This is a genomic window from Streptomyces sp. NPDC060198 (assembly GCF_042728415.1).
In the GTDB taxonomy this organism is placed as follows: domain Bacteria; phylum Actinomycetota; class Actinomycetes; order Streptomycetales; family Streptomycetaceae; genus Streptomyces.
In genome coordinates, this window is sequence record NZ_JBHWZJ010000197.1 from 1 (window position 1) to 13,336 (window position 13,336).

At 72.8% G+C, this 13,336-nt stretch carries 13 protein-coding genes; 10 read left to right on the forward strand and 3 right to left on the reverse strand.

Annotation, left to right across the window (positions count from 1 at the left end; genetic code table 11):
- Window positions 1-883, reverse strand: an 883-nt coding sequence (locus ACFWEP_RS22255) for a DMT family transporter (protein ID WP_387372114.1), incomplete at its 3' end; no start/stop codon positions are given.
- Between the two features lie 46 nt (window positions 884-929).
- Here ACFWEP_RS22255 and ACFWEP_RS22260 point away from each other — a divergent pair.
- Window positions 930-1,478, forward strand: coding sequence for a MarR family winged helix-turn-helix transcriptional regulator (locus ACFWEP_RS22260; protein WP_387372116.1), 549 nt, complete (start codon window positions 930-932; stop codon window positions 1,476-1,478).
- A gap of 24 nt (window positions 1,479-1,502) precedes the next feature.
- Here the strand turns inward: ACFWEP_RS22260 and ACFWEP_RS22265 are convergent, their stop codons facing one another.
- Window positions 1,503-2,585 (reverse strand): beta family protein, encoded by a 1,083-nt coding sequence (locus ACFWEP_RS22265; protein WP_387372118.1) that lies wholly within the window; start codon window positions 2,583-2,585, stop codon window positions 1,503-1,505.
- Between the two features lie 243 nt (window positions 2,586-2,828).
- Here ACFWEP_RS22265 and ACFWEP_RS22270 point away from each other — a divergent pair, with 243 nt between their 5' ends.
- Window positions 2,829-3,251 carry a hypothetical protein gene (locus tag ACFWEP_RS22270; protein WP_387372120.1) on the forward strand — a complete coding sequence of 141 codons (423 nt, stop codon included), beginning with the start codon at window positions 2,829-2,831 and terminating at the stop codon, window positions 3,249-3,251.
- Between the two features lie 240 nt (window positions 3,252-3,491).
- On the forward strand, window positions 3,492-4,280 hold the full coding sequence (locus ACFWEP_RS22275) for an SAM-dependent methyltransferase (protein ID WP_387372122.1): 789 nt from the start codon (window positions 3,492-3,494) through the stop codon (window positions 4,278-4,280).
- An 87-nt stretch (window positions 4,281-4,367) separates the two neighbouring features.
- On the opposite strand, the gene ACFWEP_RS22280 is transcribed toward ACFWEP_RS22275, so the two are convergent.
- The gene (locus tag ACFWEP_RS22280; RefSeq protein ID WP_387372125.1) at window positions 4,368-5,783 is read right to left on the reverse strand and encodes a lipase family protein; all 1,416 of its coding nucleotides are present in this window, start codon (window positions 5,781-5,783) and stop codon (window positions 4,368-4,370) included.
- Window positions 5,784-6,581: 798 nt separating this feature from the next.
- On the opposite strand from ACFWEP_RS22280, the gene ACFWEP_RS22285 reads away from it, so the two are divergent.
- The 7 genes from ACFWEP_RS22285 (at window position 6,582) to ACFWEP_RS22315 (ending at window position 13,146) form a co-directional block, all read left to right on the forward strand.
- The gene (locus ACFWEP_RS22285) at window positions 6,582-8,162 is read left to right on the forward strand and encodes an ATP-binding protein (protein ID WP_387372126.1); all 1,581 of its coding nucleotides are present in this window, start codon (window positions 6,582-6,584) and stop codon (window positions 8,160-8,162) included.
- Window positions 8,159-8,605, forward strand: coding sequence for a roadblock/LC7 domain-containing protein (locus tag ACFWEP_RS22290; protein ID WP_327178488.1), 447 nt, complete (start codon window positions 8,159-8,161; stop codon window positions 8,603-8,605). Before ACFWEP_RS22285 ends, ACFWEP_RS22290 begins: the two co-directional genes overlap by 4 nt.
- Window positions 8,602-8,961 (forward strand): DUF742 domain-containing protein, encoded by a 360-nt coding sequence (locus ACFWEP_RS22295; protein WP_328718869.1) that lies wholly within the window; start codon window positions 8,602-8,604, stop codon window positions 8,959-8,961. The genes ACFWEP_RS22290 and ACFWEP_RS22295 overlap by 4 nt, the downstream gene beginning before the upstream one ends.
- An 82-nt stretch (window positions 8,962-9,043) precedes the next feature.
- Window positions 9,044-9,592, forward strand: a complete 549-nt coding sequence (locus ACFWEP_RS22300; RefSeq protein ID WP_387372134.1) for an ATP/GTP-binding protein — start codon at window positions 9,044-9,046, stop codon at window positions 9,590-9,592.
- On the forward strand, window positions 9,589-10,956 hold the full coding sequence (locus tag ACFWEP_RS22305) for a cytochrome P450 (RefSeq protein ID WP_387372128.1): 1,368 nt from the start codon (window positions 9,589-9,591) through the stop codon (window positions 10,954-10,956). The genes ACFWEP_RS22300 and ACFWEP_RS22305 overlap by 4 nt, the downstream gene beginning before the upstream one ends.
- Window positions 10,957-11,055: 99 nt before the next feature.
- Window positions 11,056-12,306, forward strand: a complete 1,251-nt coding sequence (locus ACFWEP_RS22310; protein WP_387372130.1) for a cytochrome P450 — start codon at window positions 11,056-11,058, stop codon at window positions 12,304-12,306.
- Window positions 12,307-12,750: 444 nt separating this feature from the next.
- The gene (locus ACFWEP_RS22315; RefSeq protein WP_387372132.1) at window positions 12,751-13,146 is read left to right on the forward strand and encodes a hypothetical protein; all 396 of its coding nucleotides are present in this window, start codon (window positions 12,751-12,753) and stop codon (window positions 13,144-13,146) included.
- The last annotated feature ends 190 nt before the right edge of the window (window positions 13,147-13,336 follow it).

Consider the following 13,336-nt stretch of genomic DNA (forward strand, 5'->3'; position numbering starts at 1 on the left):
GTCTCCCTGCCGGGCGCGCACGCCTTCCGCGTCGGGGCGTTCCGCGCGGCCTGGCGAGCAGGACGCCCGCGAGGATCAGCGCCATCCCGGCGAGCCGGCGGCCGGTGAGGCTCTCCGCCGCCAGGACCGTGCCGAGCAGGACGCCGGTGACCGGGTTGAGGAGGCCGACGAGGCCGACCGTGGCGGCGGGCAGCCTGCGCAGGGCCGCGAACCAGGCGAGGAAGGCGAGCGCGGTGGCGACGACGGTGACGTACCCGAACGCCAGGAGCGCGCCCGTGTCCAGCGCCGGTGGTGCCCCCTCGTACGCGAGCGCCGCCACCAGCAGGAGCACCCCGCCGAAGCAGAGCTGCCAGGCGGTGGTGGCGAGGACCCCGGCGCCGGAGTCCCAGCGCTGGGAGAGCACGTATCCGAGGGAGGAGACCAGCATGGCTGCGACGGACGCGATCAGGCCTCCGGTGCCGCTGCCGCCCGTACGGCCCCACATCATCAGCACCACTCCGGCGAGCCCGGTCACGCCCGCCGCCAGATGGGCGGCGCGGGGGCGCTGGGCGAGCAGGGCCCAGGCGGTCACGGTCATGACCAGCGGGGAGAGTGCCATCACCGTCGACGCGGTGCTGGTGGCCAGCCGCTGTGCGGCGATGTAGACGAGCACGAAGAAGGCGCTGGTGTTCAGCAGCCCCAGCACGGCGGACCGCCACCACCAGGCGCCCCGGGGCCCGGTCCGGGCGAGGAGCATCAGCAGGCATCCGGCGGGCAGGGCGCGCAGCGCGGCTCCCCAGAGCGGGTTCCCGGCGGGGAGGTAGTGGCGGGTGACGTAGTAGGTGGCACCCCAGGCCACCGGTGCCACCGCGGCGGTGGTGATCCATCGCAGATTGGCTTCCATGGAAGACACATTAGCTTCCCCGGAAGCTAATCACTAGAGTGGCGTCATGCAGCAGCCCCACGAGCACCAGGAACCGCCGCCCGACCACGTGGCCCGCATCCAGGCCGCCTGGCGCCGCGAACGGCCCGACCTCGACGTCGGCCCGCAGGCCGTCATCGGCCGCCTGCACCGTCTCGCCGCCCTGCTCACCCGGGAGTTGTGCGTGGTGTACCAGCGGTACGGCCTGAGCGAGGGCGAGTTCGACGTCCTCGCGGCGCTGCGCCGGGCCGGTGCGCCTTACGAGCGGGCCCCCGGGGAGCTGGCCGCGCACACCATGGTGACCACCGGCGCGATGACCAAGCGGATCGACCGGCTGGAGCGGTCGGGCCTGGTGACCCGGCGCCGGGGGGACGGGGACGGCCGGGGCCGGGTCGTCGCGCTCACCGTGCCGGGGCGTGAACTCATCGACCGGGCGTTCACCGACCACATGCACAACGAACAGCGTCTGCTCGCCGCGCTGCCCCCGGCGCGGGCGGACGAGCTGGAAGGCCTTCTCACCACCTGGCTGGCCCGGCTGGAGGACCCGCGCGGCGAAGACCCCGGCGCCCGCGGCTGAGACGTGGCGGGCGGGTCGGGCGCCTCACGCCTGGTGGGCCAGGCTCCGGACCACGTGGGTCATGTGCTGGACGTTCCCGACCCGTAGCCAGGTGGCGGCGTTGCCCGTGCCCGGACCGTCCGAGCCGGTACGCACGGCCGGGTGGGTCAGCGAACGGGCGCAGTCGCGCAGCCACCGCTCCCCCGAACTGGCCAGCGCGCCACGGAAGTCGGGCAGCCGGAGGAGTTCGCGCGCGGCCTCACGGTTGGTCCGCGTCCGCTCCGGGCCGCTGTGCACCACCTTCACCAGCGCGAAGGTCCGGTCCGTGGTGTAGCGCAGGTACCCCCAGTCCGGCCCTCCCCCTTGCTCCGGCCGGTACGGGCGTGCGAGCGCGGCTGCCCGCTGGACCCCGTAGTCCCCGAACCCGAGGTCGGGGAGCCGGCCGGCGAGGTGCCGCCGTATCTCGCGCCAGACCTCCCAGTCCCGGCGGGGCTCCTCCCGTACGCCCCGGTCCAGCATCTCGGCCGTCACGTGCGGGAATCCTCCGCCGATGGTGACGACGGAGCGCCAGTCGGCCAGCGGGACCAGGGCGTCGAGCGCGCGCAGCGCCTCCTTGTGGGCGCCGGTCCGGTCGGCGAGGACACCTCCGAGGTCGATCAGCAGGTCGGTCTCGGCCACCCGGCGCATCCGTGCCGTCAACCGTCGCACCTCCTCGCCAAGGCGAGGGTCCCACTCGCCGGGTACCGGCACCCGGATGCCGAGCGGGCGTCCGTACTCCACCGCCGTCGCGAGCGCGGCGTCCTGCTGCACGACGGGCCGCAGCGGCCCTGTCACCGGCCGGAACACCCCGAATTCCACGTATTCGGCGAGCACTTCGGAAATCGCGGGGATCTGCTCCCGGTCGGCGAAGGGGGTGTCGAGCCACGCCGGGCCCCCCGACTGGACCCGGCTCACCTCGGCGACCTCCTTGCGGACTGCGGCCGCCAGCCGGGCACCCCGCGATTCGGGGTGGGGCTGCAGGTTCCACAGCGGGGTGACGCCGTCGCGGATCGCCGGGCGCAGTTCGCGGTAGGCCTCGGCCGCGTGGCGGCGGACCGGGAGTGCGGGAACGTACAGAAGTCTCGGCATGGCGGCTCCCCCAGAGGGCGGTCCAGCGATTCCCTGGCGCCCGTTCCGGCGGCACGGCCCGCGCGGGGGCGTCCTCCCTCGGGGGAACGCTCTGCGGCGCCGTCGGCACGGTTCTCCTGGGGGAAGGGTCCTCGGGGCCCGGAGGACGCGAAAGGGTGCCGAACCGGTCGGCTTGGCCGAATCGAACGGCGAGGGTACGGCCGCCGGTGCCGGAGCAGCCGGGTTCGTGGGATCGTCGTGGGTATGGTCGAGTCCTGGGCGGTCGAGTCCTGGGCGGTCGAGTCCTGGGCGGTCGAGTCCTGGGCGGTCGAGGACGGCGGCGCCGTGTCCGCGTCCTCGCAGGCGGTGCTGAAGTCTCTTCGGGCGCGGGTCGGCAGAGGTCTGCTCGAGACGTGGCTGACCAGTTCGGCAGGACGGTCGTCGGCCTTCGTGACGAACACCGAGCGGGCGATGGTGACGCTCCTGTCCGAGGACGGCGATCCCGGTGAGCACGCCGCGGACCCGGGAGCGGAAGGGACGAGCACGGGGTTCGTCCTCTCCACCGGGCAGCACGACGAGTACCCGGACCGGGACACCGTGCCCATCGGCGAGGCGCTCAGGCTGGTGGAGCACATCGTGGACACGGGATCCTGGCCCGCCGGCGTCCATGGGGTCCTCGATCGCTGAGGCGGCGGCCCGTCCCCGTCCGGCTCGCGTCGCCCGGGAGCGGCAAATCCGCCCTGATCGTCACTTCCCGGTCAGGCCTTCGCCCCGCTGTTCCTGAGACTCCGGCAAAACCCGCCTTCCCAGGCCCATTTGGTGTCTGACCTGGGCAGCGCGCGCGTCCGTGGAGAGGTACGGTCATGCCGTGCGGGCGACCGGATCTCCGGCCAACTGCACCCGTTGAAGCGCGAGTAGGAGATTCCGATGGCCCCTGACGACGTTGAGTTCCGCAAGAAGATCCGTGCCGACATACCCCACTCCGCGCGGGTGTGGAACGCATGGCTGGGCGGAAAGGACAACTACCCCGTCGACCGGGAGCTGGCGGACGCGGTCACCGCCGCCTACCCGGCCACGGCCGCCATCGCGAAGGCGTCACGCGCCTTCCAGGCCAGGGCGATCCGCCACCTCGGCGGCCTGGGCGTCCGCCAGTTCCTGGACGTCGGCACCGGGCTGCCGGTGGAGAACAGCACCCACCAGGTCGCGCAGGCCATCGATCCGTCCTCCCGGATCGTGTACGTGGACAACGACCCCATCGTGCTGGTGCACGCCGCCGCGCTGCTGACCAGCTCTCCCGAGGGTGCGACGGCCTTCGTGGACGAGGACCTCACCCACACGGACGCCGTGGTGGACGAGGCGGCGAAGACCCTGGACCTCTCCCAGCCGGTGGCGGTGCTGCTGCTCTCGACGCTGGGGCACCTGCTCCCCGACGACGGGATCAAGGTGGTGCAGTCGTACATGTCCCGCATGCCGTCCGGCAGTTACCTGGTCATCTGCGACACCATCAAGACGCCGGAGACCCTCGCGGCCCAGGACGCGTACGACTCGGGCGACAACCCGCCCTATCTGGTGCGCGAGCCCGAGGAGATCACCGGCTGCGCCGAGGGGCTGGAGCTGGTCGACCCGGGGTTCCTCTCCATCACGTACTGGCGTCCGGACGGCGAGCCCGAGGGCCCCGGCGTCGACCAGTGGGGTCTGGTCGCCCGTAAGCCCTGACGCTCCCGGCACCACCCTGCCGTGACACCGGCAGACCGAGGGTCCCTCCGCACGAGCGGGGGGACCCTCGGCGTTCCTCGTGCGGGGTCAGGGCTGGATGGGCATGGTCCAGCAGTTGGAGCTCGCGGACTTGCCCGCCAGCCGGTCGGTCAGCCAGGAGATGGCGTCGCCCTGGTCGGTGAGGAGCGGGACCAGGTGGTTCGTGACGATCTTGTCCCCGAGGTTGGGGAGGACGATCGCGTCGTAGGTGACGTTCGCACCCTTCTTGCACCAGTCGACGGCGAGTTGGCGCGCCTGGGCGTGCGGCACGATGTCGTCCTGGATGCCGGTGGCCACCCGCACCGGGGTGGTGGGCTTGAGGTTGCCGATGCGCTGCGCGTCGAGCGTCGACTTGAGCTGCGGGATCGTGTCGACGAGCTGGCTCAGGGACTTGCCGCTGGTCGTCCAGGAGCTGCTCTTCTTGAAGCCGTACCCGAAGAGCGCGTCACCGATGCACATCGTCGAGAGGTCGGCGAGAGCCGCCTTGCCGGCCGCGTTGATCTGAGCGTCCGCGACGGGCCGGAGGGAGGGGTCGGTCTGGAGGAAGCCGTTCAGCGACCACCCCAGGGCGCCGGCCAGGGCGCTGCCGTCGATCCCCTTGATGGTGGCGGCCAGGTCGGCCGGGGGTGCGCCGACGTAGGCTCCGGCCAGCTTGACGTCCGGCGCGTAGGTGGGCTGGAGTTCGGCGGCCGAGGCGCTGGCGCCGCCGCCCTGGCTGTAGCCGTACAGCCCCACCGGCGAGGCGGCGGTGACGGACGCCCCGCTCACCCCGCGCGCCGCGCGGGCGGCGTCGAGGAGCGCGTGACCGCCGTCGACCCGGCTGACGTAGGTGTGCAGCCGGTCGGTGGCGCCGAGGCCCGCGTAGTCGGTGACGACCACGGCGGTGCCCGCGGCCAGCAGCCGGTAGATGGAGAGGTCCTCGTAACCGACCGACACCGTCTCGCCGTTGAGGGTGAGCGGGTTCTGGAGGCCCAGCGAGGCCGCGCACTGGTCGCCCTGCCCCATCGTGCCGGGCGCCAGGGCGACGAGCGGACGCGGCCCACTCCCCTTCCAGGCGGCGGCCGGCTCGATGTAGGCGCCGGTCACGGCCACCGGAAGGCCGTTGGAGTCGGTGGACTTGTACATGAGCCGGGTCGCCTTGCCCGGGAGCGGGCCGCCCAGGCTGGGCAGGCTCAGCGCCAGCGGGAGCGACTCGGTACGGACGAGGGTGCCGTCCGCCGCGGGCAGGGTCTGGGGCGGGGTGTAGAAGGCCGGGATCTCCACGCCGCGGGAGATCACCGGGGTCGTGGCGGCCGACGCGGGAAGCGTCTGGGCGCCCAGGCAGGCCGCCGCGGCGATACCGGCGGCCAGCAGCCGTCCGGTGATCGCCCCGGCGGTTCCACGCCCGGCGGTACGGGGGCGACTCGGCGCCCGGAGGGACGGACGGGGGAAACGGGCTCTTCTCGGTTGCTCCACGCGGCTCACTCCTTGGTTCGAGGGGAAGGGCGAGATGTCGCTCGGCTCCCGGTGTCGGTGCGCTTCCGGCGGTGTCCGCCCTCGCGGTGCGCGCGTCGAGGCGCGCCGCGTCGAGGGGAGTACGCGCGGGGAGGGCACCCGGAACCCTGATTCCGTACCGGGATGGAGGGGTGGGGGGAGGTGGGGGACGAGGGGACGGGACGTGCGGGACGTGCGGTGAGGTGCCGGCCCGGGAGCGGGCCGGGTGGCTGCCGGCGAAACGATGGTGCTGCCGGTGTGCGCTGCGGACCGCGCGTACCGGACCGGGTGCTCGGGACAGCCCTCTGCGGGGCCCCGAAAGGGCCCTGGGGAAGGGTTTGTTACTGACCAGTCAGAATGGAGAGTAGGACTGCGTGTCACTCAGTGACAAGACGTCTGCACATGCCGAATTCCGCGGCACCCCGGCGCCCGGCGCCCGGCGCGGGCCGGCGGAGCAGGCCGGCGGAGCAGGCCGGCGGAGCAGGCCGGCGAAACGGCCGAGAGACGGGGCCGATCTCGAATACCGGAAGAACGAGTGCGACAAGTCCGCATTTCTGTCGCCACCTTGACGATCATTCTTCGGCTCTCCGCTTGGAACGGATACCGGTTGGTCTAGGCTCTGCATGCCTTTGATCTCGCAAGGGAGTTCGACGTGTCCTGGAAGGGTCCATTCCTCGTGGCTGGCGCTGTGTTCTGCAAGGCCGTCAGGACGGGGCCGTCGTGGTGAGCCCGCCGGACGACGGAGTGAACCGTCGCGCGAAGCGGACCGGTCGGCCGGGGAGGTGGGCGGTGCTCCGCCCCGCCGTGATCTGGCCGGCCGCCGCAGTGCTCGCGGCCGGGTGCTCCGCGGCGTCCCTGGCCCTCACCGGCGACGCGCCGCGCTTCGCGGCGGCCGGCGGTGTCGCGGTCGCCGTCCTGCTGCTCGCCCCGGTGGTGCTACTCGCCCGGAAACTCGGCGCCGAGCGCACGCGCCGCACCGAGATGGCGGCGCTCGCTCTCGCGCGGGACGCCGAAATGGCGCACCTCGCGCGGGTGCGCGTACCCGCCATCGCCGAACTGCTGCGCACCGGAGCGCGGGTGGACGGGGCGCCGGGCCCGCTGCGCGAACCGCGCGAGACCGGCGAGGAGTTCGCGCGGGCGCTGGAGACCGTGGTGGACGTGCTCGGCTCGGACGAGGCGGTGCACCGCGAGCGCGTCCTGCGCGACTCGGTGATGGCCGCCTTCGAGTCGGTCGCGCGCACCATGCACGTGATGGCCACGGTGCAGCAGCAGGTGCTGGACCAGGTCGAACGCTCGCTGGACGATCCCCGGCTGATGGCCGAGGTGATGAAGGCCGACCACGCGGCCTCCCAGATGACCCGCAAGGCGCAGACTCTCCTGGTGATGTGCGGCATCTGGCCCGCGCGCCGGGAGACCCGGCCCGTCTCGCTCTACGACTGCGTACGCGGTGCGCAGTCGCGGATCGTGGAGTTCGGGCGGATCGAGGTGCACGGCGGGCAGACCCTGTACGCGGCGCCCCCGGCGGCCGAGGGTCTGATGCACGCCATCGCCGAACTCCTGGAGAACGCCGCGGTGTTCTCGCCATCGCGCTCCCAAGTGATCGTCAGCGTCCGGGAGGTGGGGGCCGGGGCGGTGGTCGAGATCGACGACGCCGGGCTCGGCATGCCGCCGGACGTGCTGGAACAGGCCCGGGGCCAGTTGCACGACGATCTGGACCTGACCCGGCTCGGTGCGGTGCCCCGGCTCGGTCTGGCCTGTGTCGGCCGGTGGAGCCGTGAGCTCGGCTTCAACGTGGAGCTGAGCGGGACGTCCGCGTACGGCGGGACCCGGGCCGTGATGTTCGTACCGTTCCGGCTACTCACCGAGCCTGCGGCACGGGTCCCGGCGCACCGGCGCCCGGAGGCCTGGCACGCGGACGCCCCGGAGTCCCCCGAGCCCCCGGCACGGGACCGTCGGCGACCCGACGGGGACGCCGCATTCAGCGAGCACACCCGCCCGGAGGACCAGGAGGACGACGGCCCCGTCCCGGCCGATGCGTCCCCGGACTCCGCCCCGCGGACCGCGGGACTTCCCCGCCGCCGCAACCGGCGGAGTCCCGCCGGTCCCCCGGACGCGCCGGATGCCGCGTCGTTCCGGACGGCCCGGCACTCGGCGCCCCGGACGCCGCCCGCCCCCGAGCCCGCACCGTGGACGCCGGAGGCGGCCCGCGCGTCGGTCTCCAGCGTGGTGTCCGGCACCCTGCGCGGACGCGCCGCCCTCGGCGCGGACGAGGCGCGGCCCCGGCCGGCCACCGATCCGCCCGAGGCGGCGACGCCCGGCGTACCGCCCCTGCCCAGTAGCCCGAACCAGCAGCACGGAGGCCGGTCGTGACCGGAACCATCACTCGACTTCCCGACTTGGGCTGGATGCTCCGCCCGCTCACCGAGATCCCCGGCGTCCGGCACGCCGTGGTCGTCTCGGAGGACGGCCTGCGTCTCGGCCACGCGTCCGCCAAGAACCTCAAGGGCCCGGTGTCCGGGCTCAGTGTCGCGGAGGCGGAGTCGCTCTCGGCGGCCTGCGCGGCGATGACCATGACGGGCCGCTCCACGACGACTCTGCTGTTCGGCTCGGGTGTCGGGCTGCGCCAGTTGATGCTGGAGTCCGACCACGGGTTCGTCCTGTTCACCCATGCCGGGGTGGGCGCGCATCTGGGTGTCGCCACGGACCTGGAGGCGGACGTCGGCCTCGTCGCCCAGCAAATGCAGCTGCTGGTGGCGAAGATCGGCGCGCACCTGAGCAGTCTGCCGCGGGATCAGGCCATCGCGTCGTCATGACGGACCGGTCCGAGGAGCCGAGGGCCTCGGCGGTACGCCCCTACGTCATCACCCGCGGCCGTGCGGAGTCCGGCGGTGAGCCGCTGTCCTGGGAGTCGTTGGTGATGGCGACGGAGGCGGCGTTCCCCGCCTCCCTCCAGCCGGAGCACCTCGCGATCCTGACGCACTGCGAGGGGCTCATCTCGGTCGCGGAAGTGGCCGCGCACCTGCGCCAGCCGCCTTCGGTCGTACAGGTGCTGCTCGCCGATCTCGTCCAGTGGGGGCTGATCGTGACCCGCCCTCCCATCCCCGCGGCCGAACGTGCCGACTTGACCATGCTCAGAAAGGTCCTCGATGGTCTCGAAAGCCGTATCTGAAGCCTTCGTCGAGGCCGCTCCGGCACCCGCCCCGGGTGGAAGGACGCCCGTCGGCTTCTCCGGGAAGTACGTCGCGTCCAGTGTGGCGGGGGCGGCGAAGATCCTGGTCGTCGGCCCGCTGGGGGTGGGCAAGACCACGCTGATCGGCACCGTCTCGGAGATCGAACCGCTCTTCACGGAAGCCGCGATGACCCAGGCGGGTGCCCGGGTCGACCCCGTCGTGGACAGCGGCAAGACGACCACCACGGTCGCCCTGGACTTCGGGCGGCTGACCATCGACGGCGACCTGGTGCTCTATCTGTTCGGGACGCCCGGGCAGCAGCGGTTCCTGCCGGCCTGGCGGGATCTCGCCAAGGGCGCGCTGGGGGCGCTCGCCCTGGTGGACACCCGGGACCTGAGCGCGTCGTTCGACGCCCTCGGCAATCTGGAGGATCTCGATCTGCCGTTCGCCGTCGCCGTGAACGTCTTCCCCGGCAGTCCGCTGCACGACACGGCCGATCTGCGCGCGGCCCTCGATCTGCTTCCCGGGACGCCGGTGGTCCTGTGCGACGCGCGCGACCAGGAGTCGTCGATCCGGGCTCTGATCGCCCTCGTCAGCCACCTCATCCATGTCGCCACGGAGCCCTCATGAGCACCCCGCACCCCCCGGCCGGGTCCGCCGCCCGGTGCCCCTGGCCCGCCGCCCCTGCCGTGTCCTCGGCGACCCCGTTGTACGGGCCGGATCTCGACGGCGACCGGATGACCCTGCTGTACGAGGAGATGCGCGCCGAGCACGGCCCGGTGGCGCCGGTCTCCGTGGCTCCGGGCATCGACGCCTGGCTCGTGCTGGGCCACCGCGAGCTGCTCCGGCTCACCCGTGACGAGGGGGACTTCTCGCACGATCCGCGCCACTGGAGTCTGCTGCGTGAGGGCCGGGTGCCCGCCGACTCGCCGATCCTCCCGATGGTCGGCTGGCGTCCGGCGCTGCTCTTCACGGACGGGCAGCAGCACCGCAGGATGCGGGCGGCGGTCTCGGACGCCCTGGCCAAGATCAACGGCCACGAGCTGCGCCGGAGCGTGCGGACCGCCGCGGAGGGGCTCATCGCGTCGTTCGCCGGGCGCGGCGAGGCGGACCTGGTCGCGGACTACGCCCGTACGCTGCCGATGCGGGTGGTCACCGGACTGCTCGGGCTGGACGACCGGACCGGGCGGGATCTGGTGGAGGCCGTGGCGGGCACCGTCTCCGCCACCAGTGGCTCGGCGGAGGCCAACCGCCGGATGGGCGCCATCCTCTACGGGCTGATCAAGGAGAAGCGGCGCGAGCCGGGCGAGGACGTCACCTCCGCGCTGCTGAGCCACCCGGCGGAGCTCACCGACGAGGAGGTGCTGCACAACCTGGTGGTGATGTTCGTCGCGGGCAACCAGACCACGGTGAACTGGATCGCCACCACGCTGCGCATCCTGCTGTGCGATCCGGCGTTCCGCTCCTCGCTGGCGGGCGGCCATCTGAGCGTGGACGACGCGCTCGACCTGGTCCTGTGGCGCTTCCCGCCCACCCAGAACTTCCCGGCCCGCTACGCCACCCGGGACATGCGGTTCGGCGGACAGGACATCCGTACCGGCGACATGCTGATCCTGGGTCTGGCGGCGGCCAACGCGGACCCGGAGATCCTGCCGGCGGACGGCGCGCCGGTGGTCGGCAACCGCTCGCACCTGGCGTTCGGCGCCGGACCGCACACCTGCCCCGCGCAGGACCCGGCGCGGCTGATCACCCGGACCGCGGTGGACACCATCCGGCACCGGCTGCCGGACCTGGAACTCGCCGTGCCAGAATCCGAGTTGGAATGGATCAAGTCGCCCTGGAGCAAGGGCCTGGGGGCGCTCCCGGTGCGGTTCGGCAGGGCCGAGCTGCCGCAGGGGCCGGTGCCGGCGCAGTCGGCGGGGGACCTCGTCCCGGCGCGGACGGTGCCCTGGAGCACCTCGGCGTCCCGGCCTTCCACGACCGTGCCGTACTGACTCCCGCGCCGAGGCCCCGCCCTTCGCGGAGCGCCGCTCGGTGCACCGAGCACCGTGCAGCCCTCCGCGGCCACTCATCCCCGACCCTGGAGAGCTCTGTTGAACACGTCACCGGTGAACTCGGCGGCCGACGGGCCGCACCGTCTCGACCCTGCGGGCGGCTGCCCGCACGCGGCCAACGCCCGGCTGCTGGAGCGTTCCGCGGTCGCGGCGGTGATCCTGCCCGGCGAGGTGGAGGGCATGGCGGTGCTGGGCCACGACGCGCTCAAGGAGTTCCTCCAGCACCCCGACGTCGCGAAGAACGCCGCGCACTTCGCCGCGCTCCAGGCCGGTGAGATCGCGGACGGCTGGCCGCTGAAGACGTTCGCCACCGTGCAGGGGATGACGACCGCGGACGGCGCCGACCACCGGCGGCTGCGGTCCCTGATGAGCAAGGCGTTCACTCCGCGCCGGGTGGAGGAACTGAGGCCGCGCATCGAGGCGTTGACGGCCTCGCTGCTGGACGGCCTGGAGGCCGCCGCCGCGGCCGGGGGCGGGGTCGCGGATCTGCGGACGCACTTCGCGCTGCCGCTGCCGATGGGTGTGATCTGCGAACTGCTGGGCGTGGAGGCCGAACACCACGACCGGCTGCACCGGTTGTCCAACCAGATCGTCGCCACGGACATCGGACCGGAGGAGGCGATGGCCGCCAACGGGGAGATGGTGGAGGTGCTGAGCGCGGTCGCCGCCGCCCGCACCCAGGAGCCGGGGGACGACCTCACCAGCGCGCTGATCGCGGCCCGTGAGGAGAACGGTGACCGGCTGGGCCCGCAGGAGCTGATCGGCACCCTGATGCTCACGATCATCGCCGGGCACGAGACGACCCTCAACCTGATCACCAACGCGGTCCGGGCCCTCTGCACCCACCGCGACCAGCTCGCCCTGGTGCTCGCGGGCGAGGCGAGCTGGGAGGACGTGGTGGAGGAGACGCTGCGCTGGGACAGCCCGGTGAGCTACTTCCCGTTCCGCTACCCGACGCGCGACCTCGAACTCGACGGCACGGTGATCCCCAAGGGCACACCGGTGCTGGCCGGTTATTCGGCGGCGGGCCGGGACACGAACGCCCACGGCCCCGACGCCGCGCGCTTCGACATCACCCGCGAAAGCAAGGCCCGCCACCTCTCCCTCGGCCACGGCGCCCACTTCTGCATGGGCGCCCCGCTGGCCCGGATGGAGGGCACGGCGGCGCTGGAGCAGCTGTTCACCCGCTTCCCCGATCTCGATCTCGCCGTCCCCGAGCCCGAACTGCCCCGGCACGCCTCCTTCGTGGGCAACAGCGTGCAGAAGCTGCCGGTCCGCCCGCACGGCTGAGCCCGGCCCCCGAAGACCGGGGCGGGGTCGCCGAGGCGGCGCGAGGGGGCACGGCGGCCATCCGCCGCGCCCCTTCGTTCCGTACGGCTCCGAGGCGCCACCCGCACCGGACGCCCGGGCGCCACGCGCAAGGCGCCACGCGCCAAAGGACCCGCCCGCCCCCTGCGCGCGGCGAGCAACGCGGGCGGGTGCTCCGGGGCACGAAAACAGTCCGGATGCCCCTGTTCCAGGGCCGGTCTCCCACGTCCGGCGCACGCCGGCGCGGAATGGGCGGTCTCGGGCGATTTCCCCAGCATGGACACATGGTTACCGCGTCATGAATCGTGACCTTTGGGGTGTCCTTTGCCTCTCCATGGTTCCCCTCGTCTCAGTAGATTGCCTGTGCCGCCCGCGCAGGTGCGTACCCTGCGGTCTTTTCTGTGAAGGGGCGGCGGGGGGTGGGGCATGGAACAGCCGAAGGAGGCCGCGAGATCGGCCGCCGGTACGACGGGCACGCGATGTCAGATAGACATCGACGCACACGGGGGGTACGGCTGGCGGCTGGTCGCGTCGAACGGCCGGTCGGTGGCGGTGGCGGGGGTGTCGTTCGGGTCGCACGCGCGGTGCAGGGCGGCGTTCGTCGTCCTGTGCGCGGAGCACGCGTACCACTCGGGGGGTATCCAGCACCGTCAGGGGGGCGGCGGCTGGATCTGGGTGCTGCGGGACAGGGCCGGGACCGTGGTGGCCACGTCACCGAGGACGTACGAGCGGCATGCGACCTGCCGCTCCGCCTACGACCGATTCCGCGCGATGTTGCCCGGGTTGAAGGTGGAAGAGGAGGCGTTCTGGGGTAACTCTTGAGCGCCACGATGCGAGAAATGTCGATGTTGCCCCCAGGGCCCCTCTCGTTCACCTCTCAGGACGTATCCGTCCACCGGATCGGTCGAGCGTCGGGGCGTGCCTTCGCTGAAAAGATCCAGACGCCTCGACGACGACGGCGTCCCCTCCGGGAAGCCCGCCGACGCTCCGGCCGCCGGTTTCACCGCCGGTC

Excerpts from the sequence above, each read along its gene's own strand:
- ACFWEP_RS22275 (WP_387372122.1), top strand. The coding sequence starts at position 3,492 with ATGGCCCCTGACGACGTTGAGTTCCGCAAGAAGATCCGTGCCGACATA.
- ACFWEP_RS22260 (WP_387372116.1), top strand. The coding sequence starts at position 930 with ATGCAGCAGCCCCACGAGCACCAGGAACCGCCGCCCGACCACGTGGCC.
- ACFWEP_RS22295 (WP_328718869.1), top strand. The coding sequence starts at position 8,602 with ATGACGGACCGGTCCGAGGAGCCGAGGGCCTCGGCGGTACGCCCCTAC.
- ACFWEP_RS22270 (WP_387372120.1), top strand. The coding sequence starts at position 2,829 with ATGGTCGAGTCCTGGGCGGTCGAGTCCTGGGCGGTCGAGTCCTGGGCG.
- ACFWEP_RS22305 (WP_387372128.1), top strand. The coding sequence starts at position 9,589 with ATGAGCACCCCGCACCCCCCGGCCGGGTCCGCCGCCCGGTGCCCCTGG.
- ACFWEP_RS22315 (WP_387372132.1), top strand. The coding sequence starts at position 12,751 with ATGGAACAGCCGAAGGAGGCCGCGAGATCGGCCGCCGGTACGACGGGC.
- ACFWEP_RS22265 (WP_387372118.1), bottom strand. The coding sequence starts at position 2,585 with ATGCCGAGACTTCTGTACGTTCCCGCACTCCCGGTCCGCCGCCACGCG.